We start from the raw sequence: 24,682 nt of genomic DNA, 5'->3' as shown, positions 1-24,682 counted from the left end.
CTACTCTTCGGACGATGCCTTGGCATCCGCTGCTTCGTCGTCTGTCTTGGCCTTGGCGGCACGCTTGCGCTTCGGCTTTTCGGCAGGCTCCTCTTCGGACGACGCCTCGGCCTCCGCCGCTTCGTCGTCTGCCTTGGCCTTGGCCGCGGTCTTGCGCTTGGGCTTGGGCTTTTCGGCAGGCTCCTCTTCGACGTCGCCGCTCGCCTTGTTCAGGGCCGCGCCGAGAATGTCGCCGAGAGACGCACCGGAATCCGTCGAGCCGTACTGGGCGACGGCCTCCTTCTCTTCGGCGATCTCGAGCGCCTTGATGGACGCAGTGAGCTTGCGTGTCTTGGGATCGACTTGCGTGACCACAGCGTCGAACTTCTCGCCGACGCCGAAACGGTCGGGGCGCTGCTCGGACCGGTCCCGCGACAAATCGGAACGGCGAATGAAGGTGGTGAGGTCCTGGTCGATGAGCTTGGCCTCGATGCCGTTGTCCTTGACGGCGGTGACCTCGCAAGTGACGCGCACGCCTTTCTTGAGCTTACCGGAGGCCGCTTCGCCCTCGAACGGATCGGGCGTGAGCTGCTTGATGCCAAGGCTGATGCGCTCCTTTTCGGCGTCTGCCTCCAGCACCACGGCCTTCACCGTGTCGCCCTTCTTGTAATCTTTGAGGGCTTCCTCCCCAGACTTGGACCAATCGAGATCCGACAGGTGCACCATGCCGTCGATGCCGCCCTCTAGGCCGACGAACAGGCCGAACTCGGTGATGTTGCGAACCTGACCTTCGATCTCAGCTCCGGCTTTGTGGCCGCCGGCAAAGGCGATCCACGGATTTTCCTGGGTCTGCTTCAGGCCCAAGGAAATGCGCCGCTTGTCGGGATCGACCTCAAGCACTTGCACCTCGACCTCTTGGCTCGTGGAAATGATCTTGCCGGGGTGAATATTCTTCTTCGTCCAGCTCATCTCCGAAACGTGGATCAGACCCTCAACGCCGGGCTCCAGCTCCACGAAGGCGCCGTAGTCGGTGATGTTGGTGACGGTGCCCTTGAAGCGCGAGTCGACCGGGTACTTGGCAGCGATGCCTTCCCACGGATCGGACTCAAGCTGCTTGATGCCGAGGCTGATGCGCTGGGTCTCCGTATTGATGCGGATGATCTGCACCTTCACGGAATCGCCGACATTCACGATTTCGCTCGGATGGTTCACGCGCCGCCACGCCATGTCGGTGACATGCAGCAGACCGTCGATGCCGCCCAGATCGATAAAGGCGCCGTAATCGGTGATGTTCTTGACCACGCCTTCGATGACTTGGCCCTCTTCGAGGCGCGCGACGATCTCGCTGCGCTTCTCGGCGCGGCTCTCTTCCAGGACCGAGCGGCGGGAGACGACGATGTTGCCGCGCCGGCGATCCATCTTCAGGATCTGGAAGGGCTGCGGTGTGTTCATGAGCGGCGTGACGTCGCGGATCGGTCGAATGTCGACCTGACTGCCTGGCAGGAAGGCCACTGCGCCGTCGAGATCGACGGTGAAGCCACCCTTCACGCGGTTGAAGATCACGCCTTCGACCTTCTCGTTGGCCTTATGCTTCTCTTCGAGCCGGGTCCAGCTTTCCTCGCGGCGGGCTTTTTCGCGCGACAGCACGGCCTCGCCGGCGGCATTTTCCACACGCTCGAGATAGACATCGACCTCGTCGCCCACGCCCAGATCGGTGGAGAGCCCAGGGACACCAAATTCTTTCAGGGGAACGCGGCCCTCGGTCTTCAGACCGACATCGATGACGGCAACGTCCTTCTCAATGCTGACGACTGTGCCTTTGACAACACTGCCTTCCTGAAGCGCGGTGCCAGACAGAGATTCCTCAAGGAGGGCTGCGAACTCGTCGTGGCTGGGTTGGCTAATCGCCTGCGGCTCGGTCATCTAGGCTCCTACTCGGCGTCCAAGTTCAAATACGCTCTCGGCGGCTTGAACCCGAGGCTTGGGGTTGATCCATGCGGCGAAGTCCTTGCGGAAACAGGTGCGGCAGGCCCATCCTGGCCGCCCGCCAGTCCGCTCGATTTCACCGCGGTAATGCTGTTCAAATGTGATGGTCCAGCACGAAATGGGCACAGCCTCAACCGGCTTGCCCTGCCTGGCCCATCGCAGCCTCGATCAGATCGATAGCTGCCCTGAACGCGGCGTCTATATCCAAATTTGTGGTGTCGAGCAAGGCTGCGTCTTCGGCCTGCCGTAAGGGGGAGGCCTCTCGGGTCCGGTCCCGCGCATCGCGATTGCGAATATCGGCGAGAACCTCGTCCTCCGAGATCCGGATCCCGCTCTCCCGGAGCTCCAAATATCGGCGGTGTGCCCGCTCCTCGGAGCTGGCCGTCACGAACAGCTTTACGTCCGCATCCGGGCAGATCACGGTGCCGATGTCCCGGCCGTCGATCACCGCTCCAGCCGGGTTTTTGGCGAATCTCCGCTGATATTCAAGGAGCACGGCGCGGACTTCGCCGTGCCGCGCAACGATGGAAGCCGCCTCTCCGACGCCCGCCGTCCGCAAGGCCGGGTCGTCAAGAGTGTCCACGTCGAGATGCCCCGCGGCAGCGGCAGCGACCGCCGGATCGGTCAAATCGTCGCCTCGCGCCACGGTATCGCGCGCCACCGCGCGGTACAGAGCACCCGTATCGAGATGCGGCAGGCCGTAATGCGCCGCGATGCGCTTGGCGACCGTTCCCTTGCCTGAGGCCGCAGGTCCGTCGATGGCGATGATCATGCGATCCGCGCTCCAAGCCCGCTCATCAGGGCCGCAAAGCCCGGGAAGCTCGTGGCGATCATGCTCCCGTCGTCGGCCGTGACCGGCTCCTCCGCCCCGAGCCCGAGCGTGAGGAAGGCCATGGCGATGCGATGATCCAAGTGGGTGGCGACCTCAGCGCCGCCCTTCACGGTGCGCGCGCCCCGGACGATCAGCACATCGTCATCGACCTCCACGTCCACGCCGCACGCGGCGAGCCCTTCGGCTGTCGCCGCAAGGCGATCGCTTTCCTTCACCTTGAGTTCAGCCAGCCCTTCCATGCGGGTCTCACCATCGGAGAACGCGGCGACCGCCGCCAGGACGGGATATTCGTCGATCATGGACGGCGCGCGCTCAGGCGGCACCCGGACGCCCTTCAAGGCGCTCGTCTTCACCCGCAGATCCCCGACCGGCTCGCCGCCTTCTTGGCGCGGGTCCAACACCTCAATCTCCGCGCCCATCTCTTGCAAGGTCTCGAAGAAGCCGGTGCGCGTCGGGTTCAGCAGAACATTCTCGACCACGATCTCGGAGTCCGGACAAATGAGTGCGGCGGCGACGAGAAAAGCAGCGGAGCTCGGGTCACCGGGCACGATTAGCGCCGCACCGCGAAGTTCGGCATCGCCGCAGAGGGTGATGGCGCGTGCGCCGTCGTCCAGCTCCTCGATGTCGAGCTCGGCGCCGAAATAGGCAAGCATGCGCTCGGTGTGATCGCGCGTGGAAAGCGGTTCGATCACCGTCGTTCGTCCCGGCGCATGGAGCCCCGCCAGAAGAACCGACGACTTCACCTGCGCCGACGGCACGGGCAACACATACTCAATGGGAATGAGGTCCGCCGTGCCGCGCACGGTGAGCGGCAGGGTGTCGCCTTCTCCCTCCACGCTAAGTCCCATCGCGGTAAGCGGCTCGAGCACGCGGCCCATGGGGCGGCGGCTTAACGAGGCATCGCCGGTAAACGAGGCGCACATGTCGTGCCCGGCGACAACGCCTAGCATGAGCCGGGCCGACGTCCCCGAATTGCCGAAGTCGAGCGGGCCTTCCGGCGCCCGCAACCCGCCCACGCCCTGGCCGAGCACTTCGACGACTCCATCCTTCTGGGACACGATCGCGCCGAGCGCCGCAACGACCCGCGCCGTCGCCAGTACGTCCTCAGAGTCAAGCAATCCGTCGATGCGGGTGCGGCCCGTCGCGAGCGCGCCCAGGATCAGCGCACGGTGGGAGATCGACTTGTCGCCAGGGACCTTCACGCGACCGGAAATGTGCGCGGATCGGCTGGCGGTCAGAGGCTGCGACATGGATTCCCGATACAGGTTTTGGGGCGTTCGATAGCTTTTGACACTCCGCATGAGGCGTGGCAATGGGGAGTCGAACAAGGGATAGCTTCGAGGAAAATCATGTCGAAACCCGCACGGGGAACCAAGCGCCTTTGTCCGGGCTGTGGTGCGCGGTTCTACGACTTGGGTCGCACACCAGTCGCCTGCCCCGCCTGCCAAGCCGCTTACCAAGTCACACCCCCGCCGCGGCGGGCGGAGCGCGCGCAGCCGGAGCCAGAACCGCCAAAGCCAAAGGTGGTGGAGGAGCCCGATCCTCCGGTGATGGGCGGCGCAGAGGTGATCAGTCTCGAAGAGGCCGGGGAGGCAGAGGAGGCCGCAGTCAAGGACGACGAGATCGTCGATATCGACGATGACGAGGACAACCCCGCCAGTGACGACGATCAGGACACCTTCCTCGAGCAGGATGAGGACGGGAACGACGACGTGTCCGACATTGTCCCCGACGGACCGAAGCAAGAAAGTTAGCCGAAGCGCCTTGAGGGCGCTCCCGTCCTTCGTATTTCTCTTGAACCGGGCTTGCACCCGGCCTAAGTGATGCGATCTGAATTTCCCCGCTTCCGGGACTTGGGCGACCCAAAGCCCAAACTCCAGCCTTCTGAAGGGGCCATAGCTCAGTTGGGAGAGCGCGTGAATGGCATTCACGAGGTCGGCGGTTCGATCCCGCCTGGCTCCACCAGACTTCCCGCAAAGACGCGTCCTGTCCGAGATCGGCGGCTCATCAGAAGCCGAGTTTGGGACGAGCGATCATCAGCCAAAGAATGCCGAGCACAGCGGCGAAGGCGGGAATGCCGAGCATGACCCATCTGCGGAACAGCGCGCGGTACGCGGCCGGAAGCGGCGTACCGGCTTGCGCGGCATCGGTGGCCAGATCGCGCATGCGCATTTGCAGCCACACGACCGGTAGCCAGCACAAGCCGATCACCACGTAGAGCGCGAGCGAGAGAAGTATCCACCCTGCCCAAAGGGAGTAACCGACCCACCAGACCAGCAGGGCTCCCGTGATCGGCTGCAGTACGACGGCCGTCAGGGTGAACACGAAATCGGCGATGACAACGATGTGCGCCACGCCGGCAACCAACCTTGCGTCGTTCGTGCGGCGCGCCATCAGCATGAAGAAGGCAATGCCGGCGCCCGTGCCAAGCAGAACGACGGCACCGATGATGTGCAGATATTTGAGCACGAAATAAGTGACCATCAGCGCTCCTCGAGGATCGCGAGCGCTATGAGGTTCAGCGCAAGGATCGGCAGGACCTTCAACATCAGCCCGAGCGGGTCGGCCCAGAGCTGCGGCAGCAAGGCCGTCCCCGCAACGACATAGGCAATTGAGAGGCAGAGAGCCGCAAGCAGCGCGAGGCGCGCCGTAGGACGATAGGCGATACCCAGTCCTATGAGAATGTCGGCAGCCGCGCCCAACGCAATGAGACGCGGACCGATCTCGGAGATGCCGCTTCGCCGCATCAGATCCAGGCCGGCCTCCCACCCTGGTCCGAGCGCGATCACGCCGGTAGCGATCCAGTACAGAACCAGCACCCCAAAAACGACGGGCTTGAGGAAGTAAAGCCGGGCAAACCACCGCTCTTGGACGGAGGCAGGCTCTGCGGCGAGCGCATCATGAAACGAACGCGGCTGGATGCCCGTGGCCGCGATCCACGCGGCGGGATCGCCGGCGACACCGCGCTCAAGCTCAAGCCTGGCGGTACTCCGCAGCGGCGGACGCCAACCGAGCCAGCTAAGCAAATCGCCCACCCCGTAGACGAGGCGGGCCAACACTGCTGGCATCCGTACGACAGTCGCCGGCTTCCAGCCGAGCCATCGACGATAGGCCGCAATCACTTCGACGAAACTGAGCCGGTCAGGCGTCGTTGGTTCCAACATCAACTTTGCGGGTGCGTCCGGCCTCAGAAAGAACAACACGGTCTCGACAAGATCGTCCAGCTGCACGACCTGAAAGGGCTGCACATCAGGTGGAGCCGGCAGAACGGGAAGAGCCGCAAGTCCGCGCAGAAGCGCGCTCCCGCCGAAAGCCCCGCGACCCGTAACGACCGAGGGCCGCAAGATCACCCAATCGACGCCGCGCGCCATCAAGGCCTTGTCGCCTTCAAGCTTTTTCCTGGAGAATTCCGTGGGCGCCGTTCGGTCGACGCCAATTGCCGAGATGTGAACGATCCTCTTCACCCCCAGCGCTTCGCAGGCCCTGACGAGAGCGCCGACAGCCTCCGCGTGAACCTTGGCCGTCTGGTCCCGTGGTCCGTCCTGTAGGACGCCCGCACAGTTCACGACCGCATCGATTCCCTTCAGGTGCGGATGCCAATCTTCTTCGTGTGTCAGCATGGCGAGATCGGCGACGATGCCATTGCCACGCACGGAGCGCGCAAGTCTTACGACGTGGTGACCCTCGGTCTGCAGGCGCGCCGAGACGGCGGCGCCAATGAGACCAGTGGCGCCAAGCACGAGGACGTTGAGAGGGGCTCGTGTGTCCCGCCGAGAGGTCTGTGGACCTGACCCCGATCAGGATCATCCGCTACCAACGACTTGTCCGAAGATCGGCGTCAACAATTTGCATCGATGAGCTGCTGAGACAGCCCCTTGATCGCATCATCGTCGGCGAGCGACAGGGACTTTTGGGCATCGGAACAGTTCTGCGCGGGGTCGCCGTTGTTTGCCGCTCTTAAGCCGTAGAACATCCCGGTGACCGCGTTCTCGGCCTTCGCATTGTCGATCAGCCGTGTGCAGGCCGCCATGACTTCGGCTTTGTTGCTCCCTTGGGTACACGCCGCGAAGTCCGCTTCGAACCCGTCATACGCAACCGCCTGCGCGGCAGCGATCAAAGTCAGAGCCGGCAAAAATCTGAGGACGACCATCATTGTCTCCGATTCCGAGAAAGGACCAATACGGAGGAGTGTAGGCGTCCGCGCCTACGCAATCGACCCCAAATGGTCACTCACGCCTTGAGGCTTGAGACCGCCTGCTCGAATGCCGGCTCCATGGCCGCATCGTCCTTTAGAGCCCAGGCGACAAGGCTCGCCCCTTCCAGCACGCTGAGCACCATGGCAGCGGCGCGCCTGACATCGAGGTCGGCACGAAGGGCGCGTTCGGTAACACCATCGCGCAACACGCCCTCAAGCCAATCGAGATGCAGCTCGAAGAAGTGCCGGACACGCTGCTGCATGGAGGCCGGAAGCGCGAAGGCCTCCGCCGACAACGCCCCGCAAAGCGGCATCATGCCGTCCTGCAGGCTACCGGTGAAGAAGGCGGCGTAACGGCGAAGACGCGGAAGCGCTTGCGGCTCGTCCTTGAGGATCTCGGCGAGCGCGACCTCGAACTCGACCAGGTAGGCGTCGATCAGGGCAACGCCCAACTCTTCCTTCGTGCGAAAGTGGTGGTGGATGCTTGCCTTGCGAATGCCGACACGCGCCGAAAGGTCCGCATAGCTGAATGCGGCGTAGCCTCGCGTCCTCAACAAGACTTCGGCTTCCTTCAGCAGCAGGCCCCGCGTGCTGACCGGCGGCGTCTCCGGTCTTGCCGCGCCGCTGCACTCGGTGGCGGGTTTAAGATCCACTTGCCTGCGTCTGCCCGGTGAATTCAGTTCCGTCCGTGTCGACGATGACGACGTCGAGATCGTTCTTCTCACCCTTGCCGAAGGTGAAGCGGAAGTTCGGGTTCGTCGAGATTGAGAACGTGCCGTCCAGCTTGAACACGAGCTCGCCGTCGCGCGTCACCGTCATCTCCTTCACGTAAAGCGCGGGGATGAACTTGGCGGTGTTGATGTCGAGCTGCATGCCGTTGTGGTTGGGATGCTTGACCATCACCTGGCCCGACCAGATCGGGCTCGACTTCAGCGCGGGCGTGAAGGTGCGCACGATGGTCTTGCCCATGCCCGCTACGTCCGCTTCGGGGTCTTTCGCCTGCATGGCGGCGCAACCGCCGGCGGCAGCCAGGAATTTCGTCGCCATGTGCAGACTGCCGTCCTCGAGCTCCAGGACAGCCCGGGCGTGTGAGAAATTGTCGACCCGCACGCGCGTGGAGAAGCTGCGCTCGCCGCCCGTGCCGGCTGCAGGGCCGTAGGTGAGCGTCGCCACTTTCGGGTCCGGGTTGTTGTCGATGAACAGCGACAGCGATTTAAGCTTGCCCTTCACGTGTGGCGGCACGCGAACCGTCAACGGCACGAGGGCGGCGTCCTCGACCTTCTGCGGCGTTTCGAGAACGACCATGCCGTCCTCTTCTTGGATGGGACGGTCGCCGAAGGCTTCGGCCTTGAGCGTCGGCCACATGTTCTCTTCGGCCTGCAGCGGCGGCGTCGACGCGATTGCCACGCCGGCAGCCAGCACCACGACGGCGAAACTTCGGGTCAGACCTTTCAGTCCATTGCACATGAGTCTCGTGCTCCTTCGATGGGGCGGGACGTTGTCGCTAGTCCCATTCAAGTTCTGCGAACGCCGCAGTGACGTTGCGCACATGGTATTGCCCGAACAGCTTCCAGGCGTCCTTCTCGGAGAACCCGGCGGTCTTGGTGGCCTCCGATAGGGTCTTCCCTTCCGCAATCTGACGGCGCACGTCGTCTGCGATCGCCGTGAGGTAGCGCTGCTCGGGTACGAGCGCTTGCGGCAGCTCCATGGTCTTGGGGCCGTGGCCCGGCACGACGCGTGCGGCGTTGCGCTTGCCGATCTCGTCGAGCAAGGCCAGCCAGCCCTTGATGGAGCCGTCAATCGTCGGCACGTGCACGGAGAACAGCAGATCGCCGAGAAACAGCGTATCGGTCTTGGTGTCGGTGACAATCAAGTCGTTGTCGGTGTGCGCCGTGGCTTGCGGCTCGAGCAGCAGTTCCCGGTCGCCGAGATCGAGCGTGGTCGGCTCCTTGATGAGACGTGTCGGCAGGATGATCTCGCTGCCTTCGAAGGCCTCCGGCCCAAGCATCTGTTCGTTCGCTGCCAGGTAGCTCTCTTTGCGGGTGCCGAGCGCACGCGCGAGCTTGTAGTGACCGACGAACTCAGGCTCGTCTTGGCTGAAGGCGGCGTTGCCCAACACATGGTCGGGATGCATATGCGTGTTGATCACGTATTTGATCGGCTTGTCGGTGACGGCGCGGATGGCCTCGCGCAGCTCCGCGCCCATCTTGGCGCTGCCGGACGTATCGATCACGGCGACGCCGTCGCTGCCGACAACAAAACTGGCATTGGCAATGTCGCCCCGATTGTCCGGCGACTGCACCTCGTAGCGGCCCTGGTGGACGAAGATGCCCGGCGCCACTTCGCTTGGATCGACAGAGGCAGCCTGCGCAGGATCGTAGCGCAGAAGCGGGGCGGCCGCGAGCGCCAACGCCGCGCCAAAGAGGTTGCGGCGGGACAAGGGATACGCCCCGCATCCGCAAGCGGCCTGCTTTGTTTCTTCAGTCTTTGGCATTATGACGTTGACCCTACCTACTAGTAGGTTTGCCTGTCAAGGCGCCGGAGCTAGTGCCCGCCCAGCACTGCGACCGTGATGCCAGCTGCCTTTGCACGCGCAATGAGCTTGGGCAGATCCTCGTCATAGGTCGCAGGCGTCACCAGGATCTTGTCACCTGCGGCGGCGGCATCGAGAGCGTGGGACAGGTTCCTGAAAGCCGTCTTCTCGCTACGGCCATCATTGCTGTGGTTGCCAGTGTTGGGGTTCACGAAGAATGTCATGGCGGAAAGCATCCAATTCGGCTGTTGGGGCATCATGCGTCCAGCTTGAATATGGAGTGGAATTTCCCATATGCCAGCAGGTTAATTAAGGCTCAGGGCCAACGCAGGGCAAAAGATCGTACGAGGCGCCGACCGGGGCCTCCTCCAGCGCATTTTGCCGTCCATGCGCGGCGCTGACCGAATTTTGGGGCTTTCCGCCCGGACACCCTGCGCATGGCACTTCTCGACGGCAATCTTTGGTTAGGCCTATCGACAGGCCGGTTGGACGCGCGGGCGAAAACTTCGGAAGACGGCTATCCGCCCTACAACGTGGAGCTTCTCCACGATAGCGATTGTGGCCAGGAGGCCTTGCGCATCACGCTGGCGGTCGCAGGGTTCGGCCGCGACGAATTGGAAGTCAGCATCGAGAACGGAGAGCTTGCAATTCGCGGCGCCAAGCGCGAGGAAGGTCCGAAGGACTATCTTCACCGCGGCATCGCCGCGCGAAAGTTCGAACGGACCTTCGCCCTGGCCAAGGGCGTGGAAGTCCGCAAGGCCGAGTTGCACGATGGCCTGCTTGCCATCGAGCTGGAACGGCCCCATAGGGAGAAGCGTGTCCTCAAGGTTTGGATCACGCCAGCAGGTTGAGCCGTGCGTTTTGCGGAAGGACAGCAGCCGCGTCTCTTCCATGAGGAAGTAAGACTTTTATGGACAAGACGGAAAACAACGAGACCCGCCCGATGAGCCTGAAGGAGCTTGCGCTCCTGGGTGACGGCGAGGTTGCTTATATCAAGCAGGTCGACACGGACGCTGCGGAGCGGCTGTTCCCCACGCTCGACGAGGCCCTAGAGGGCATCGATCTGTTTGCCGTGCTCAGTGCAGACGGCACGCCGATCGCGCTGGCCGACAGCCGTACTGCGGCCATCGCCAACGCCATCGAGAACGATCTCGTCCCGGTGAGCGTGCACTGAGCTTTATCCAAGATCGGCGCGCGCCCTAGCGAACCCCCACGGACTTGCGCATAGTCGCCATCAGATTCTTCTGGATGGTGCACACGATGTCTCATGTTTCCCAAATTCAGCCTATGCGGTGCGCGATCTTCGCGCTGCTGGTGACCGCAAGCAGTTTCCTTGGCGTATCGACGCAGGCCCATGCGGACGCCCTGCTCGACGAGGTCGTCACCTTCACCGGCGATGTTCTCTATCTGCAGACGAAAGTCCCGGGGCTCGTTATCGGCGCGGTGCGGGGCGGCGACGTCGCCATCCACGGCGTGGGCGAACGGAGCGATGGCGGCGATGCGCCTGACGGCGATACGGTCTTACGCATCGGCTCGATCACCAAGGCTTTCACGGGCCAAGTGCTCGCGGCGCTTGCGGCCGACGGCACCGTGTCGTTGACCCAGACCGTGGGCAAGACGGCGCCAGATCTTGGGCGCGGCGCGGACCCGAACGTCGCCAAGCTCCGGTTGATCGACATCGCCACGCAATCGTCCGGGCTGCCGCGCGAAGTCCCGCACGAGCACGGCCCGCCCGACGATCCATTCGCGCCGATCACGCGCGATGCCTTCGCCGAATGGCTGAAGACCGAGACGCTGCTCTTCCCGCCAGGCACGGGCGTGCTCTACTCGAACTTTGCCTTCGATTTGCTGTCCATCGCCTTGTCCGAAGCAGCGAAGGAGCCCTATCCCGACCTCCTGAAGAAACACGTCACCAGCCCGCTCGGCATGGACGATACGAGTTTCGTGCTGACCGACGCGCAGAGGAAAAGGTTCATGCAAGGGCACGGCTTCGACGGAAAGGCGTTGCCGAACGTGCCGAGCGGAGACGTCATCGTGGGCTCTGGCGGCCTTTACTCCACGCCGAAGGATTTGCTGCGCTGGATGCAGTGGCATCTGGACCGCCTGTCGCCCGAGGATGCCGAGGTGCGGATGCTGGACCACGCGGCCTATCTCGTCCGTGACGGCCTCGATCCCGTTTCAGGGATGGATGAGTCCGGGCACATGGACGCGATGAGCCTTGGGTGGGTGGTGATGATGCCCGAGGGGAACCGGCCGCTGATCCTGCAGAAGGCAGGAGGACTCCAAGGGACGTTCACCTACATCGCCTTCGCACCAACACGCGGGGTGGCGGCGTTCGTGGCCATCAACAAGTTCGACTTCGCCGCCGCCATGGGCATGGCCGAGGCCGTCAACGAGATGATTGCGACGCTGGCGCCGCGCTAGGCCGCGTGCGAGGCAGCCTCGCCTTCGGTGAGGAGCGCGTAGAGCGCGGCGGCGTCTTCTGACGCGCGGAGCTTCTTCACAGCGGCCTCGTCGCGCAGCAGCCGCGAAATCCGCGCCAAGGCCTTCAAGTGATCCGCACCGGCGCCTTCGGGCGCAAGCAGCAGAAACACGATGTCGACCGGCTCACCGTCGACGGACTCGAAGTCGATCGGTTCGGCCAAGTGCGCGAACAAGCCGACGATCTGAGGCAGTCCGGCCATCTTGCCATGAGGGATCGCAACGCCATTGCCGAGCCCGGTGGAGCCGAGCCGCTCGCGTTGAAGCAGGACGTCGAAGATCTCGCGCTCCGGAACGCCGGCCATCGGCGCGACGCGCGCGGCCAGCTCCGTCAGAAGCTGCTTCTTGTTCTTGACCTTGAGTGAAGCCATCACTGCTTCGGGTGAGATAAAGTCACCTAGATGCATTCTGATACCCGTGTGACCGCAAAGGAGCCGATGGGTTGACAGCTGGCCCCATCCGCCCGCGCTTTCAATAGCCGCAGGAAGAGTAGCTGCGGAACTCCCGTTACCCTTGTTCGAAAAGCACGTACCCCGCGGCGCGTGCCCCACACAATGCTCGATGATCCGTACAACGCGTCCCTGAACGCAACCGCGCAACGCCTACCAACGTTCCAGTATCTTTCCGGTAATCGGTGTCGTCATGCCCGTGGAAGACTGTCAAATCCTGACTGACCAGCGCTTCCCGGCGCGCATCCAAATTTCCGAGGCTCGATTCGTCAGCGCGCTTTCTAAACGCCCCGGCCCAGCAACCAGCCTCGATCGCGGTGGCGGAAGCTAGACCCCTGTCTTAAGGGTGTCAAACGCAATGAATTCGATCCACCCTCTTTACACGATTCGCATTGACGAACAGTGTGTTAGACGTCCCCATCAGGCGCCTGCGCCCATGGCGATCCGCTTGAGCCGCCGGCGCTGCACCGAAGACGGAATCCCCAAGGCTTCGCGATACTTCGCCACCGTGCGGCGTGCAATATCGATGCCGTCGCCCTTGAGCCGTTCGACGATTTTGTCGTCGGACAACACCTCCGCCGCCGGTTCCGCGTCGACCATCTCGCGAATGCGGTGGCGCACGGCCTCCGAAGAATGCGTGCCCCCTTCCGACGTGGCGGGGATCGCCGACGTGAAGAAGTATTTGAGCTCGAAGAGGCCGCGATTGGTCGCCATGTATTTGTTGGCGGTCACTCGACTCACCGTCGACTCATGCATGGAGATGGCATCGGCGACGGTCTTTAGATTGAGCGGCCGCAAATGCCGGACGCCATAGGTGAAGAACGCATCCTGCTGACGCACGATCTCCTGCGAAACCTTGAGAATGGTGCGCGCCCGCTGGTCCAAACTCTTCACCAGCCAGTTCGCGGTCTGGAGGCAATCCACCAGGTAACTCTTGTCCTCCTTGCGCAGGGCCGACTTCGAGACCGTCGCGTAGTAGGACTGGTTGACGAGAACGCGGGGAAGCGTGTCACTGTTCAGCTCCACGTAATAACTCCCATCGGGAAGCGAGCGCACGAGAACGTCGGGCACGATGGGCTGGGTGGGGCTGGAGCCATACTTCAGGCCCGGCTTCGGGTTTAGACGCCTGACCTCGGCGATCATGTCGCAGAGATCCTCATCCGACACATGGGCCGCGCGCTTCAACGCAACGAGGTCGTGCGTGGCAAGGAGGTGGAGATTGTCGATCAGTCCCGCCATCGCCGGATCGCAGCGGTCCTGTTCCTTCAGCTGAAGCGTGAGACATTCGCGAAGATCGCGTGCGAATACGCCGCATGGCTCAAAGCTCTGCATCACCTTCAACGTCTCTTCAATAAGCTCGGGCGGAGCACCCAGCAGCTCTGCGAGCGCATCGAGCTCGCCGCGCAGGTAACCCGCCTCGTCGGTCATATCGATGATGTGCTGGCCAATGAGCCGCCGCGCAGGATCGGAGAACGCCAACGACAATTGCTCGGCGAGATGATCGCGAAGCGTCTTCTCCTCAGCCACGTAGGCTTCAAGATTATTGCCTTGGTCGATGTCGGGGCGCGGCCCTTGCGTCAGTCCACTCCAACCGGAATCGCTTACCGCGCCGGGGGTGAAGTTCTCCGCATCGGGAAACACGTCCTGCGGTTCGGCATCGAGATCGTCGGTGCGGCCGGAATCGTTTCCGGTTTCGAGATTGACCCAGTCTCCTTCGTCGCTGGTGCCTGACTCTGCGCCCGTGGCTTCCGAACTTCCTTCCTCGCTCTTGGCTGCAGGTGAGGGTTGATCGGCCGTGTTGCTCGGTTCGTCCGCGTCGGCCTGCTCCAGCAGCGGATTGCGCTCAAGCTCACCCTCGACAAACGTCGCAAGTTCCATGTTGGAGAGCTGCAGCAGTTTGATCGCCTGCTGCAGTTGCGGCGTCATGACCAGACCGTGTGCCTGGCGGAGCTCCAGCTTTGTATTGATCGCCATTTACGGACTCACTCGCGATCGAGCACTTAGATCTTGAACTGGTCACCAAGATAGACGCGCCGCACATCCTCGTTGTTGATGATGTCGTCGGTGGTGCCGTGGGTCAGCACCATGCCGTCGTGAATAATGTAGGCCCGGCTCACAAGGTCGAGCGTCTCACGCACGTTGTGGTCGGTGATAAGAACGCCGATGCCGCGCTCGGTGAGGTGGCGCACGAGCGCGCGAATGTCGCCGACGGCTATGGGATCGATGCCGGCGAAGGGTTCGTCGAGAAGCATGAATGACGGGCGTGAGGCGAGCGCGCGGGCAATCTCCACGCGGCGGCGCTCACCGCCCGACAGCGCCATGGACGGCGACTTTCTTAGACGCGTAATACGGAACTCCTCAAGCAACGCATCGAGCTGCTTCTTGCGTTCCTTCCTCTTGGGCTCGACCATCTCGAGCACGGCGAGAATGTTCTCCTCCACGGTGAGGCCACGGAAGATCGAGGCTTCTTGCGGCAGATAGCCGATACCCAACCGCGCGCGCCGGTACATCGGCAGTCTCGTCACGTCGCGTCCGTCGATCTTGATGGACCCTTCATCGGCCGGAATCAGCCCGGTAATCATGTAGAACACCGTGGTTTTTCCGGCGCCGTTGGGACCCAAGAGGCCGACAGCCTCGCCGCGCGCCAGGTCGAGGCTAACGCCGCGCACGACCATGCGTTTCTTGAAGCTTTTGACGACCGAGCGGATGGTCAGCCAGCCGTTGCCGGGCTCTCGTAGCGGGGCCTGGCCATGCGCAAGCGGCGCCCCTTGCGCGGGCGCTCCTTGGGCCGCGGTGCCCTGATGACCTGGAAACGACAACAACTTGCCCACTGACCCCTTTCGCTCCTCAGTTGAAGCGCTGGCCGGTTAATATCGGTTGAAGCGCTTGAACGGGTTTACCGGCGCGGCGGCGCAATCGGCAACGGCTCGCCAGTCTCGACTGCTGCCCCCGGCACTTGTGCCCCTGGCACTTGCTGGGCCTGGCCGGGCTCCGGCTCCATCGCCGCGGCACTGTCCTTAACGTCGCTTCCCTTGGGCATGAACAGTGCACGAATCCGACCGCCTCCGGCGGCAGCGTTTCCCGTGTTGTCGAACCGACTCTCACCTGTCTTTAGGTCGATTATGAGCCGGTTCCCCTTTAGCACATTCTGTCCTTGGGATAACACCACATTACCACCTACGGTTACGAGCTGCGCCGGCACATCATAGACCGCCCAGTCGCTCGACGTGGTTTGGTCGTCCTCGCTGGTGATGTAGACGTCTCCGCGCGCTTCAAGCTTGTTGATGCTCGATTGCGGATCCGCATCCTTCTGGGTCGCGCCCTGCTGAGCGACCGGCGTGGTCGCGTTGTCTTGGTCCGCGCCTTTACCCGTCAGCTCTTCCGCGCCGCCGATATAGTGCACGTCGAGCTGCGTGGCGCGGAGCGTCGTCGTCCCCTGCACAGCCTTCACGTTGCCCTTGAAGATCGCGATCTTCTTTGTGTCGTAGACGGTGAGCAAGTCCGATTGGATATCGATGGGGGCGTCCGAATTTTTGGACATCCCGCCAAACGAGTTGGTCATGGTCTGCGCGGTAAGCGGGCTTACTGGCAACAAGAGAACGACGCCCAGGCCGAGCACGTGAAGAGCCTGCCGAATTGCACCACACCCGCTCATTGCGGCGGCACCTGCGCCGCGCCGGTTGGTGCTGCGCCGCTCTGAGCTGCGCCGTTCGCCGCCGGCACCGGCTGTTGCGCGGGCTTCTTCGCGGCAGCAACCTTTTTCGGCTCGAGGTGAACGGCGACCTTGCCCCGGAACGTAATGACCTTCTCCTTGGAGCGCAGCGTCATCGCGTTCGCACGGACGGTGGCGTTGCCATTGTTCAGCTCGAAGAAGACGGGACTGTGGGAACGGAGCGTCTGCGTTGCCATGTCCATCGTGGCGTATTTCAGCTCGCCGGTGACGCCAGAACTGGTGGCGACGGTGATGCGATCCTTCATGATGAGGCGCTCGGCCGTGTTGTTGAAGACGCCGCGAACCGCCTGCATCTTGGACCAGCCGCCGGTCGGGTCGTCGATATCGGCCCTGATGGCGTGGAGCTTGATAATGTCAGGGCTGGTGATGTCCTGGTCCGCATATTCGGCCCTCACCACGTACTTGCCGTTCTTCTTGTCGGCCCCCTCCAGCGTCGGGTTGAGCATACGCAAGTTCCCGTCGACGACCTCCATCCCGTCAATGCTGGCGGTGAAATCGCCGACCGTGATGTTCATGCGCGTGGAGATGAAATAGGCCGCAAGTACGAGCAGGGCGAGGACGGGCAGAACCCGGCGAAGAAAGGACACAAAGAAGCTGTGGCGCCTGGCGCTACGGAAGGCACGCTGACGCTCCTCGGGCGTGCGCACAACGTAGTGCCGGCCTCGCGTGCCGAGATTCGCCTCATATGCCATGGTACTGGTACCCGCCAGTGTCTCGCTGACCCCGCCACACTAGCCGCAGGACTTTGATCAGATTGCGACCGAAGGCCTTGGATTGCTGGGGCCCTAGCAGCCTTCTAGTGGGCGAAGATGTCCATTTCGGCCCAGCCTTCGAGATCGAGCTCGGCCCGGGTGGGGAGAAATTCGAAGCAGGCCTTCGCCAAATGCGTTCGGCCCTCCCGCTTCAGCATGAGGTCGAGACGATCTCGCAGCGCGTGCAGATATAGCACATCACTCGCCGCATAATTGAGCTGCTCGGGGCTCAGCTCCGCCGCGCCCCAATCGGAGGATTGCTGCTGCTTGGACAGGTCCACGCCAAGAAGCTCACGGACCAGGTCCTTTAGGCCGTGGCGGTCCGTGTAGGTCCTGGCGAGCTTGGAGGCGATTTTGGTGCAGTAGACGGGCCCGGCCATGACGCCGAAGAAATTGTTCAGCGCCGCCAAGTCGAACCGGGCGAAATGAAACAGCTTGAGGACGCTCTCATCGGCCAGGAGGCGCTTGAGCTCGGGGGCATCCTGGCCGGCCTTAACCTGGACCAGGGCGGCCGTGCCGTCCCCGTCGGAGAGCTGGACAAGGCAGAGCCGGTCGCGATGCGGGTTCAGCCCCAGCGTCTCGGTGTCGATGGCGATCGTCTTGGCCGTGAAGCGGCCTTCCGGCAGATCGCCCTGATAAAGCTCGACATTCTTTAGCTGGCTCAAGGGCTTCTCGACGTTAGCGGCCGGCACCCCCTCAGCAAAAGGGGGCGCGGCGAATTTGGTGCCCAGGAGAAGACTCGAACTTCCACGCCCTTGCGGGCACTAGCACCTGAAGCTAGCGCGTCTACCAATTCCGCCACCTGGGCTTGAAGGCGTTCAGGTACGATCGGTGCATCCCATTGTCAATTGCCTGAAGAGTTCCCTTCAAGGCACAGCATCCCTCGTGTAATGCTGAGCGGCACCATAGCGCGTCGGGGTTAAGAGGCATCTAAGTGGGCATCGCACTCAATAATCGGGCGTTGGTAACGGTCTACGGGGGCTCGGGCTTCTTGGGCCGGCACACGGTCCGGGCCATCGCGCAGACGGGCGCACGCATCCGGGTCGCCGTCCGGCGGCCGGAGCTTGCCGGCCATCTCCAGCCCTTAGGCGGGGTCGGCCAGATCGTGCCGGTCCAGGCCAATGTCCGCTTTCCCGACTCGCTGCTGGCCGCCGCACAGGACGCAGACGCCGTCGTCAACCTCGTCGGCATCCTGTTACCCACCGGCAAACAGACCTTCAAGTCCGTGCAGGACGAGGGCGCGCGCAATGTCGCGGAGGCCGCGAAGGCGGCCGGCGTCGGAACGCTGGTCCACGTTTCGGCCATCGGGGCCGACGCGAGCTCAGCCTCGATCTATGCCCGCAGCAAAGCCGCGGGCGAAGCGGCCATCAAGGACGTCTACAAGGACGCCACGATCTTCCGTCCCTCTGTCGTCTTCGGACCTGAGGACGAATTCTTCAATCGCTTCGCGGCGCTTGCGCGCCTATCGCCAATGCTGCCGCTGATCGGCGGCGGGCACACCAAGTTCCAGCCGGTCTTCGTCGGCAACGTTGCGCAGAGCATCGTGGCGGCGCTGGAAGGCCGCACGAGTACCAAGGCGCCCTACGAGCTTGGCGGTGCGGAGATCCTCACCATGCGCCAGGTCATGGAGCGCGTGCTCGCTTACTCGATGCGCTCGCGTCCTTTGGTGCCGCTGCCGTTCTGGATCGCCAAGCTGCAAGGCGCGGTTCTGCAATGGCTGCCGAACCCGCCGCTTACCCTCGATCAGGTGCGCTTGCTTGAGACCGACAACGTGGTGAGTGCGGCTGCGATCAAGGCCAAGCGCACGCTGGATGGCCTCGGCATCGAGCCGGTGCAGATCGCCAATGTCGTGCCGGACTATCTGGAGCAGTTCCGCCCGCGCGGGCAGTTCTCCATCTACAAGGCGTAGGACGAGCGCGCGCCTAGGTGTAGATCATCACCAGCAGGAAGCCGCCCAAAACCATCCGATAAAGTACGAAGGGCAGGAAGCTGATCCGCTTGACCAAGGCCATCAGGAAAGCGATGGCCGCGAGCCCTGCGAAGAAGGTCAGGATCGCGCAATAGACCGCATCCATGGTGATGGTGTCGCCCGCGGCCAACGCCTCGCCGACCGTCAGCACGCCCGCACCGGCGATGGCTGGAATGCCGAGCAGGAACGAGAAGCGCGCCGCGTCGGGCCGCGTGAAGCCAAGGAACCGCGCCGCCGTCATGGTGACGCCCGACCGGCTCGTGCCGGGGATCAGCGCGAGCGCCTGCGCCACGCCGATGATCAGCGCGCTGCGCAAGGTCATATTCTCGATGGTCTTCTCTTGCGGTCCGACCATGTCGGCCACAAGCATCAGCAAGCCATAGAGGACCGTGTTCCAAGCAACGACCGTGACGCTGCGCTCCAAGTCGCCGAAGCCGAACTTCTTCAGGAACAGCCCGAAGGCGACCGCCGGGATGGTCGCGAGCACGATGTAGATGGCGAGCTTGCCCTCGTGGGTGACCTTGCCCTTGAACAGTTCGAGCCCGCCCAGCGTGATCTGCCAAACGTCTCTCCAAAAGTAGATGAGGATCGCGAACAGGGTGCCCACATGCACCATGACGTCGACGAACTGCCCCTGATCGGCCCAGTGGAGCAGATAGGGAACAAGAATCAGATGGCCGGACGACGAGATGGGGAGGAACTCGGTGATCCCCTGCACCACGGCAAGCACAATGATCTGCTCTACGGTCATAGCCCCTCGTCGCGCCGCTTGTTCGACGTGCGTGCAGGTTCTATACGAGGCTCTAGCCCCGCGCGATTCATTTCCGACCGAACGGCCGCCACAGCCATTAATGGCGAATCTTCATCACCATCCTCTATGTGCCTTCTCTAGGTCAATTCGCCTCGCTTTGGCCGAATGCGGGCTGGAGGTCGCGTTGACCGAGGAAAAGCCCTGGGAATGGCGCCAGGAGCTTTTGGCCCTAAACCCGGCCGGGACGCTGCCTGTCTTCGTTCCGGACGAGGGCGCGCCGATCGCAGGGAGCTATGCGATCTCCGAGTATCTCGGCGACACGGCGGAGGCCCGCGACCCCCGTGGCTTTCAGCCCTTTCCGGGCGGCCTTGCCGAGCGAGCCGAGGCGCGGCGGTTGGTGGACTGGATCCACCACAAGTTCCACGACGAAGTGACCGACTATCTAGTAGTGGAGAAGGTCTTCCGCCGCTTTGGGCCGCAAAGCGCCTCCCCCGATATGGAGGCCATGCGGGCCGGGCACGACAATCTGCGGTATCATTTGACCTATGTCGGTCATCTGACCGAGACCCGGAGCTGGCTCGCGGGCGATGTCATGAGCTTTGCCGACCTCGCGGCCGCGGCGCATCTGTCGGCGTTGGATTATCTCGGAGAAGTCCCCTGGGAAGAGTTCGAGCCCGCGAAGAACTGGTATGCGCTGGTCAAGTCGCGGCCATCTTTCCGGCCGCTGTTGCAGGACCGCGTGGCCGGCTTCACGCCTTCAGAGACATACACGAATCTCGACTTCTGAGGCTGCGCCCCAAATCATGCGGGTATGGCAAGCGGGCATGACAGCTACCCTAAGATCAACGATCGCAGAGGAAGCCAAGTCTCTTGGCTTCGATGCCGTGCGCTTTACGTCCGCCAATGTGCCGGCGAGCATCGGCGATGCGCTCGACAGGTTTATCGCCGAAGGACGCCAGGGCGACATGGCATGGCTCGCCGAGACCGCCACGCGACGCAAGAGCCCGCGCGCGCTGTGGCCGGACGCACAAAGCGTGATCGTGTTGGCGGTGAACTACGGCGTCGAGGGCGATCCGCTCGCGGCTCTTCGGAAGCGTTCGCACGGCGCGGTTTCCATCTACGCCAAACGCGCCGACTATCACGACGTCATCAAGAAGAATCTGAAAGTGCTCGCCGGACGCGTACAAGCGCTCACGCAAGGGGGCGTGAAAGTGTTCGTCGACACCGCACCGGTGATGGAGAAACCTCTTGCAGCGCGGGCCGGTATCGGCTGGCAAGGCAAACATACCAATCTTGTTTCGCGGGAGTTCGGCTCTTGGCTTTTTCTCGGCTCGATCTTCACCACCGCCGAAATCGCGCCCGATGAGCCGGAAGAAGATCATTGCGGCGAATGCCGGCGCTGCCTCGACGTTTGTCCGACGAATGCATTCACCGCGCCCTACGAGCTCGATGCGCGGGCTTGCATCTCCTATCTCACCATCGAGCACAAAGGACACATCGCGCCGCAATATCGTGCGGCCATGGGCAACCGCATCTATGGTTGCGACGATTGTCTTGCCGTGTGCCCGTGGAACAAGTTTGCGCAAGTCTCGCATGACGCAAAGCTCACGGTGCGCGCGAGCGCAGACAACCCGCCGCTCAATGCGTTGCTCATGTTGGATGATGCTGGCTTTCGCAAACGCTTTCGCGGCACACCGATCAAGCGTACGGGGCGGAACCGCTTCCTGCGCAATGTGCTGATCGCCGCAGGCAATTCAGGCGACACCGCGCTCGCACCAAAAGTGGAGGCGCTACTTTCAGACGAGTCTCCATTGGTGCGCGCCATGGCGGTGTGGGCGCTATCGCGATTAGCTCCTGAAACTTTTCACAGCTTGCGCGCTACGTTTGCCGGACAAGAGAGTGACAGTGACGTTCGCGGTGAGTGGCTGGAGGTTGCCGCGTGAGCCGCTTGTTCGCTTTCGGCCTCGGTTTCTCAGCGCGGGCGCTCGCGCCCCTTCTCGCCTCCCAAGGCTGGGAGATTGCCGGAACCGCGCGCGAAGAACCGAAGATCGGCCAGTTGCGCAGAGAAGGCTTTGAGGCCACACGCTTCGCCGGCGACAAAAGCAATTCTGAATTGCCGAAGCTGCTGCAAGGCACGACGCATTTGCTGCATTCGGTTCCGCCAGGCGATGACGGCGATCCGGTGCTCGCGAGCTACCGAGACGAGATCGCCAAACTCAAGACCCTGGAGTGGATCGGCTATCTGTCAACCGTGGGCGTCTATGGCGACCAGCAGGGGAACTGGGTCAGCGAGGAGACGGTCCCGAAGCCCAACAGTGCGCGGACCGAAGCGCGCGTTGTGGCCGAGCAGGACTGGCTCGACTTCGGTGAGAAGATCGGCGTGCCGGTGCAGGTGTTCCGCCTTGCCGGCATTTACGGGCCGGGGCGCAGCGTGTTCGACAAGCTCAAGGCCGGCACCGCACGGCGCATCAACAAAGACGGCCAGGTGTTCAGCCGCGTCCATGTGGACGACATCGCGCGCGTGCTCGAAGCCTCGATCGCGAAACCTCGTGCCGGCGCGATCTACAATGTGGCTGATGACGAGCCCGCCGCGCCTGGCGACGTGGTGGCGCATGCGGCGCAGATGATCGGCGTTGCGCCGCCGCCGGAGATCGCGTTCGAGGACGCGGATCTCACGCCGTTGGCGCGGAGCTTCTACCAGGGCAGCCGCAAGATTGGCAACGCGCTGATCAAATCGGAGCTCGGCGTCGAGCTCCGCTATCCGACGTTCCGCGAAGGACTGAGATCGCTTATGCCGAAGGAGACGCCGCCGTCTCGATGAGGGCGCCGACCGTGCGCGTGAGCCGCCGCAAGTCTTCCGGGCTCGACAGGCGATGGTTGCCGTCCTTGACGAGCGTGATCTCCACGTCGTCGCCTTCGATGAGATCGACAAGCGCCAGCGCATGCTGCCAAGGCACGTCTTCGTCGCGCAGGCCTTGCAGGATGCGAACGGGGCAGCCCACCTCGATGCCGCCCGCCGCGAGGAGATGGTTGCGGCCCTCTTCGATCAAAACCTTGGTGAGCGGATAGGCGTCGTCGTAGTCCGACGGTGCGTAGAAGACGCCCTCCGTCTCGACGATGACCCGCGTCTTCTCCGACATCTTCTCCCACATGAGCTTCTCGGTCATGTCCCAGGCGGGCGCGATGAGCACGAGCCCGCCGAGGCGCGCGTCTCCGCTTTTGGCAAGCGCGCGCGCCAGCAGGAGCCCAATCCAGCCGCCCAGGGACGATCCGACGAGGATCACCCGCCTGCCTTTGAGCAGCTCAAGCATGGTGGCGGCTTCTTCGAGCCAGTCGCCCACGGAGGCCTTCAAGATGTCCCCGCCCGAAACGCCATGGCCCGAATAGTCGAAACAGAGCATGGCGTGGCCTTCGTGCTTCGCCCATGCGCTCAAGGCCGACACCTTGGTGCTCGCCATGTCGGACAAGAATCCCGACAGCCAGAACACGGCCGGGCTGGACGCGTCTTGCCCTTCGTCGAAGCGATAGGCGATGCGGCGGCGCTTCGATGCTTGGCGCTTCGAGTCTTGGCCAATTTCGACGAACTGTGGTTCATGCTGCATGGAGACGAGCGCTAGCGTATCCAAGGCTCTTCGCGCAAGGCAAAGGCCAAGAAAAAGCGATGTCAGAGGTGACCATTTTGCAGGTCGTGCCGCGCCTCGAAGCCGGGGGCAGCGAGCAATCGACCATCGAGATCGCCGAAGCGCTGACCGCCGCGGGCGCGAAAGCCTTGGTGGCTTCCGAGGGCGGAAGACTCGTAGAGCGTCTCGAAAACGCCGGCGGCGAACTCATTCGTCTGCCGCTTGCAAGCAAGAACCCGCTGACCATTCTCGCTAACGCGCAGCGCCTTGCAGAGCTTGTCGAGGCGCGGGACGTCTCGCTTTTGCATGCGCGGAGCCGCGCGCCTGCCTGGAGCGCATTCCTCGCCGCGCGAAGGACGGGGCGGCCGTTCGTGACCACCTATCACGGCGCCTATCGAAGACAGTTTCCGCTGAAGCAGGCCTATAACGGCGTTATGGCGCGGGGGGATCGCGTCATTGCCAACTCGCGCTACACGGCGGAGATCATTGCCGCGCGCCATGGCGTGCCGATGGAGCGCATGCGTGTGATCCATCGCGGTCTCGACATCGCCCAGTTCGCCCGCGACGCCATCGCGCCCGCGCGGTTCCAGCGCCTCCGTGATGCCTGGGGCATCGAGGAGGGATGCCCGGTCATTCTGCAAGCCGCACGCCTGACCCGGCTGAAGGGTCATACCCACACGATCGCGGCGGCGCGGCTGTTGCGCGAGGCGGGCCAGCTGGGAGACGCCGTGGTCATCTTCGCCGGCAGCGCTGACGGCCGCGACGGCTACCGCGAGGAGCTTGAAAAGAAGATCGCGGACGGCGGACTTGAGGGCCGCGTGCGGTTGGTCGGCCATTGCGACGACATGCCTGCCGCGTTCAACCTCGCCACGGTGGGCATTCTTCCATCGACCCGCGCGGAGACATTCGGGCGGCCCAGTATCGAGGCGCAAGCGGCCGGATGCCCCGTCATCGTCACCGATGTCGGCGCTGCGCCAGAGAACGTAATCGCGGCCTCGGACAGCAGCGACTTCACGGGTTGGGTTGTACCTCCCAGCGACGCTCCCGCATTAGCAGAGAGTCTTGCCGAGGCGCTGGCGCTCCCACCGGACGCACGTGCGACAATCTGTCAAAGGGCCCGCGCCCATGTCGGCTGTCACTTTGCCCTTAAGACCATGCAGCGGGACACGCTCGCTGTTTATGACGAGCTGCTGGGAACCAATCTCGCGTCACATCTTCGTTGAAACGTGAAATTTCGGCGGACTGCCCAGTTTCTGCCCCGTTCCCGCCCCGACCCACTGCCTTGATGGCGAACACACCTTGAGCGCACCCCCGCTGGAACCAATCTCCAAAGGTTTTGTTAACCATGGCGATGTCAAGCTTGCGGCTATGTCTTTGGGGGTAGTGTCAGAAATACCGGCTC

At 63.2% G+C, this 24,682-nt stretch carries 27 protein-coding genes and 2 tRNA genes; 10 read left to right on the top strand and 19 right to left on the bottom strand.

All coding sequences use genetic code 11. The features are described 5' to 3' along the window. From rpsA to aroA, 3 genes are all read right to left on the bottom strand, one after another. On the bottom strand, window positions 1-1,902 hold the full coding sequence (rpsA, locus tag ABY454_RS04765; protein ID WP_372929031.1) for a 30S ribosomal protein S1: 1,902 nt from the start codon (window positions 1,900-1,902) through the stop codon (window positions 1-3). A gap of 193 nt (window positions 1,903-2,095) precedes the next feature. Next, window positions 2,096-2,737 carry a (d)CMP kinase gene (cmk, locus tag ABY454_RS04760; RefSeq protein ID WP_372929030.1) on the bottom strand — a complete coding sequence of 214 codons (642 nt, stop codon included), beginning with the start codon at window positions 2,735-2,737 and terminating at the stop codon, window positions 2,096-2,098. After that, entirely contained in the window at window positions 2,734-4,047 is a 1,314-nt protein-coding gene (aroA, locus tag ABY454_RS04755) for a 3-phosphoshikimate 1-carboxyvinyltransferase (protein ID WP_372929029.1), read from the bottom strand. Before aroA ends, cmk begins: the two co-directional genes overlap by 4 nt. A gap of 99 nt (window positions 4,048-4,146) precedes the next feature. On the opposite strand from aroA, the gene ABY454_RS04750 reads away from it, so the two are divergent. Both ABY454_RS04750 and ABY454_RS04745 read left to right on the top strand, forming a co-directional pair. Then, window positions 4,147-4,551 (top strand): TIGR02300 family protein, encoded by a 405-nt coding sequence (locus tag ABY454_RS04750; protein ID WP_372929028.1) that lies wholly within the window; start codon window positions 4,147-4,149, stop codon window positions 4,549-4,551. A 135-nt stretch (window positions 4,552-4,686) separates the two neighbouring features. Continuing rightward, window positions 4,687-4,762 (top strand) — tRNA-Ala (locus tag ABY454_RS04745). Window positions 4,763-4,804: 42 nt separating this feature from the next. Here the strand turns inward: ABY454_RS04745 and ABY454_RS04740 are convergent. The 7 genes from ABY454_RS04740 to ABY454_RS04710 all read right to left on the bottom strand — a co-directional run bounded on the left by ABY454_RS04740 (window position 4,805) and on the right by ABY454_RS04710 (window position 9,761). Next, the gene (locus ABY454_RS04740) at window positions 4,805-5,281 is read right to left on the bottom strand and encodes a DUF2269 family protein (protein ID WP_372929027.1); all 477 of its coding nucleotides are present in this window, start codon (window positions 5,279-5,281) and stop codon (window positions 4,805-4,807) included. After that, window positions 5,281-6,537 (bottom strand): SDR family oxidoreductase, encoded by a 1,257-nt coding sequence (locus ABY454_RS04735; protein WP_372929026.1) that lies wholly within the window; start codon window positions 6,535-6,537, stop codon window positions 5,281-5,283. Before ABY454_RS04735 ends, ABY454_RS04740 begins: the two co-directional genes overlap by 1 nt. Window positions 6,538-6,635: 98 nt before the next feature. Then, window positions 6,636-6,947, bottom strand: a complete 312-nt coding sequence (locus tag ABY454_RS04730; RefSeq protein WP_372929025.1) for a hypothetical protein — start codon at window positions 6,945-6,947, stop codon at window positions 6,636-6,638. 80 nt (window positions 6,948-7,027) lie between these two features. Then, entirely contained in the window at window positions 7,028-7,645 is a 618-nt protein-coding gene (locus ABY454_RS04725) for a TetR/AcrR family transcriptional regulator (RefSeq protein WP_372929024.1), read from the bottom strand. Further along, complete coding sequence (locus tag ABY454_RS04720; RefSeq protein ID WP_372929023.1) at window positions 7,635-8,459, bottom strand: quinoprotein dehydrogenase-associated SoxYZ-like carrier; 825 nt, start codon at window positions 8,457-8,459, stop codon at window positions 7,635-7,637. The genes ABY454_RS04725 and ABY454_RS04720 overlap by 11 nt, the downstream gene beginning before the upstream one ends. A gap of 37 nt (window positions 8,460-8,496) precedes the next feature. Further along, on the bottom strand, window positions 8,497-9,432 hold the full coding sequence (locus tag ABY454_RS04715; RefSeq protein ID WP_372929022.1) for a quinoprotein relay system zinc metallohydrolase 2: 936 nt from the start codon (window positions 9,430-9,432) through the stop codon (window positions 8,497-8,499). A gap of 104 nt (window positions 9,433-9,536) precedes the next feature. Continuing rightward, window positions 9,537-9,761: a DUF1565 domain-containing protein gene (locus tag ABY454_RS04710; protein WP_372929021.1), complete on the bottom strand. Its 225-nt coding sequence runs from the start codon at window positions 9,759-9,761 to the stop codon at window positions 9,537-9,539. A gap of 201 nt (window positions 9,762-9,962) precedes the next feature. Between ABY454_RS04710 and ABY454_RS04705 the strand changes: the two genes are divergently transcribed. The 3 genes from ABY454_RS04705 to ampH all read left to right on the top strand — a co-directional run bounded on the left by ABY454_RS04705 (window position 9,963) and on the right by ampH (window position 11,949). Then, entirely contained in the window at window positions 9,963-10,376 is a 414-nt protein-coding gene (locus ABY454_RS04705) for an Hsp20 family protein (protein ID WP_372929020.1), read from the top strand. A gap of 59 nt (window positions 10,377-10,435) precedes the next feature. Next, window positions 10,436-10,699 (top strand): DUF1150 family protein, encoded by a 264-nt coding sequence (locus ABY454_RS04700; protein WP_372929019.1) that lies wholly within the window; start codon window positions 10,436-10,438, stop codon window positions 10,697-10,699. Window positions 10,700-10,812: 113 nt separating this feature from the next. Next, window positions 10,813-11,949, top strand: coding sequence for a D-alanyl-D-alanine-carboxypeptidase/endopeptidase AmpH (gene ampH, locus ABY454_RS04695; RefSeq protein WP_372929018.1), 1,137 nt, complete (start codon window positions 10,813-10,815; stop codon window positions 11,947-11,949). Here ampH and ptsN read toward each other — a convergent pair. The 7 genes from ptsN to ABY454_RS04660 form a co-directional block, all read right to left on the bottom strand. Continuing rightward, the gene (ptsN, locus tag ABY454_RS04690; RefSeq protein WP_372929017.1) at window positions 11,946-12,413 is read right to left on the bottom strand and encodes a PTS IIA-like nitrogen regulatory protein PtsN; all 468 of its coding nucleotides are present in this window, start codon (window positions 12,411-12,413) and stop codon (window positions 11,946-11,948) included. The two genes, ampH and ptsN, sit on opposite strands and share 4 nt — an antisense overlap. Window positions 12,414-12,875: 462 nt before the next feature. Then, window positions 12,876-14,429 (bottom strand): RNA polymerase factor sigma-54, encoded by a 1,554-nt coding sequence (gene rpoN, locus ABY454_RS04685; protein WP_372929016.1) that lies wholly within the window; start codon window positions 14,427-14,429, stop codon window positions 12,876-12,878. A 26-nt stretch (window positions 14,430-14,455) separates the two neighbouring features. Next, window positions 14,456-15,277, bottom strand: coding sequence for an LPS export ABC transporter ATP-binding protein (lptB, locus tag ABY454_RS04680; RefSeq protein WP_372929044.1), 822 nt, complete (start codon window positions 15,275-15,277; stop codon window positions 14,456-14,458). A 74-nt stretch (window positions 15,278-15,351) separates the two neighbouring features. Beyond that, window positions 15,352-16,110 (bottom strand): LptA/OstA family protein, encoded by a 759-nt coding sequence (locus ABY454_RS04675; RefSeq protein WP_372929015.1) that lies wholly within the window; start codon window positions 16,108-16,110, stop codon window positions 15,352-15,354. Further along, a complete protein-coding gene (gene lptC / locus ABY454_RS04670) occupies window positions 16,107-16,880 on the bottom strand; it encodes an LPS export ABC transporter periplasmic protein LptC (protein ID WP_372929014.1) in 774 nt (257 codons plus the stop codon). The genes ABY454_RS04675 and lptC overlap by 4 nt, the downstream gene beginning before the upstream one ends. A gap of 104 nt (window positions 16,881-16,984) precedes the next feature. After that, complete coding sequence (locus tag ABY454_RS04665) at window positions 16,985-17,605, bottom strand: ribonuclease D (RefSeq protein ID WP_372929013.1); 621 nt, start codon at window positions 17,603-17,605, stop codon at window positions 16,985-16,987. 56 nt (window positions 17,606-17,661) lie between these two features. After that, window positions 17,662-17,748, bottom strand: a tRNA-Leu gene (locus ABY454_RS04660). Between the two features lie 132 nt (window positions 17,749-17,880). Between ABY454_RS04660 and ABY454_RS04655 the strand changes: the two genes are divergently transcribed. After that, the gene (locus tag ABY454_RS04655; RefSeq protein WP_372929043.1) at window positions 17,881-18,849 is read left to right on the top strand and encodes a complex I NDUFA9 subunit family protein; all 969 of its coding nucleotides are present in this window, start codon (window positions 17,881-17,883) and stop codon (window positions 18,847-18,849) included. A gap of 13 nt (window positions 18,850-18,862) precedes the next feature. Here ABY454_RS04655 and ABY454_RS04650 read toward each other — a convergent pair whose 3' ends face one another. Continuing rightward, window positions 18,863-19,660: an undecaprenyl-diphosphate phosphatase gene (locus ABY454_RS04650; protein WP_372929012.1), complete on the bottom strand. Its 798-nt coding sequence runs from the start codon at window positions 19,658-19,660 to the stop codon at window positions 18,863-18,865. Window positions 19,661-19,760: 100 nt separating this feature from the next. Here ABY454_RS04650 and ABY454_RS04645 point away from each other — a divergent pair, with 100 nt between their 5' ends. The 3 genes from ABY454_RS04645 to ABY454_RS04635 are packed head-to-tail and all read left to right on the top strand — an operon-like array spanning window position 19,761 to window position 22,481. Beyond that, window positions 19,761-20,447: a glutathione S-transferase family protein gene (locus ABY454_RS04645; protein ID WP_372929011.1), complete on the top strand. Its 687-nt coding sequence runs from the start codon at window positions 19,761-19,763 to the stop codon at window positions 20,445-20,447. 37 nt (window positions 20,448-20,484) lie between these two features. Then, complete coding sequence (gene queG, locus ABY454_RS04640) at window positions 20,485-21,603, top strand: tRNA epoxyqueuosine(34) reductase QueG (RefSeq protein ID WP_372929010.1); 1,119 nt, start codon at window positions 20,485-20,487, stop codon at window positions 21,601-21,603. Next, window positions 21,600-22,481: an SDR family oxidoreductase gene (locus ABY454_RS04635; protein WP_372929009.1), complete on the top strand. Its 882-nt coding sequence runs from the start codon at window positions 21,600-21,602 to the stop codon at window positions 22,479-22,481. Before queG ends, ABY454_RS04635 begins: the two co-directional genes overlap by 4 nt. Here ABY454_RS04635 and ABY454_RS04630 read toward each other — a convergent pair. Beyond that, window positions 22,450-23,262 carry an alpha/beta hydrolase gene (locus tag ABY454_RS04630; protein WP_372929008.1) on the bottom strand — a complete coding sequence of 271 codons (813 nt, stop codon included), beginning with the start codon at window positions 23,260-23,262 and terminating at the stop codon, window positions 22,450-22,452. The genes ABY454_RS04635 and ABY454_RS04630 overlap by 32 nt on opposite strands. Before the next feature lie 59 nt (window positions 23,263-23,321). On the opposite strand from ABY454_RS04630, the gene ABY454_RS04625 reads away from it, so the two are divergent. Then, window positions 23,322-24,503 (top strand): glycosyltransferase family 4 protein, encoded by a 1,182-nt coding sequence (locus ABY454_RS04625; protein ID WP_372929007.1) that lies wholly within the window; start codon window positions 23,322-23,324, stop codon window positions 24,501-24,503. Window positions 24,504-24,682: the final 179 nt, after the last annotated feature.

It is taken from the genome of Methyloceanibacter sp., from assembly GCF_041573655.1.
GTDB lineage: Bacteria > Pseudomonadota > Alphaproteobacteria > Rhizobiales > Methyloligellaceae > Methyloceanibacter.
The sequence above is the reverse complement of the archived record's forward strand: the minus strand, read 5'-3'. Positions and strand labels throughout refer to the sequence as shown.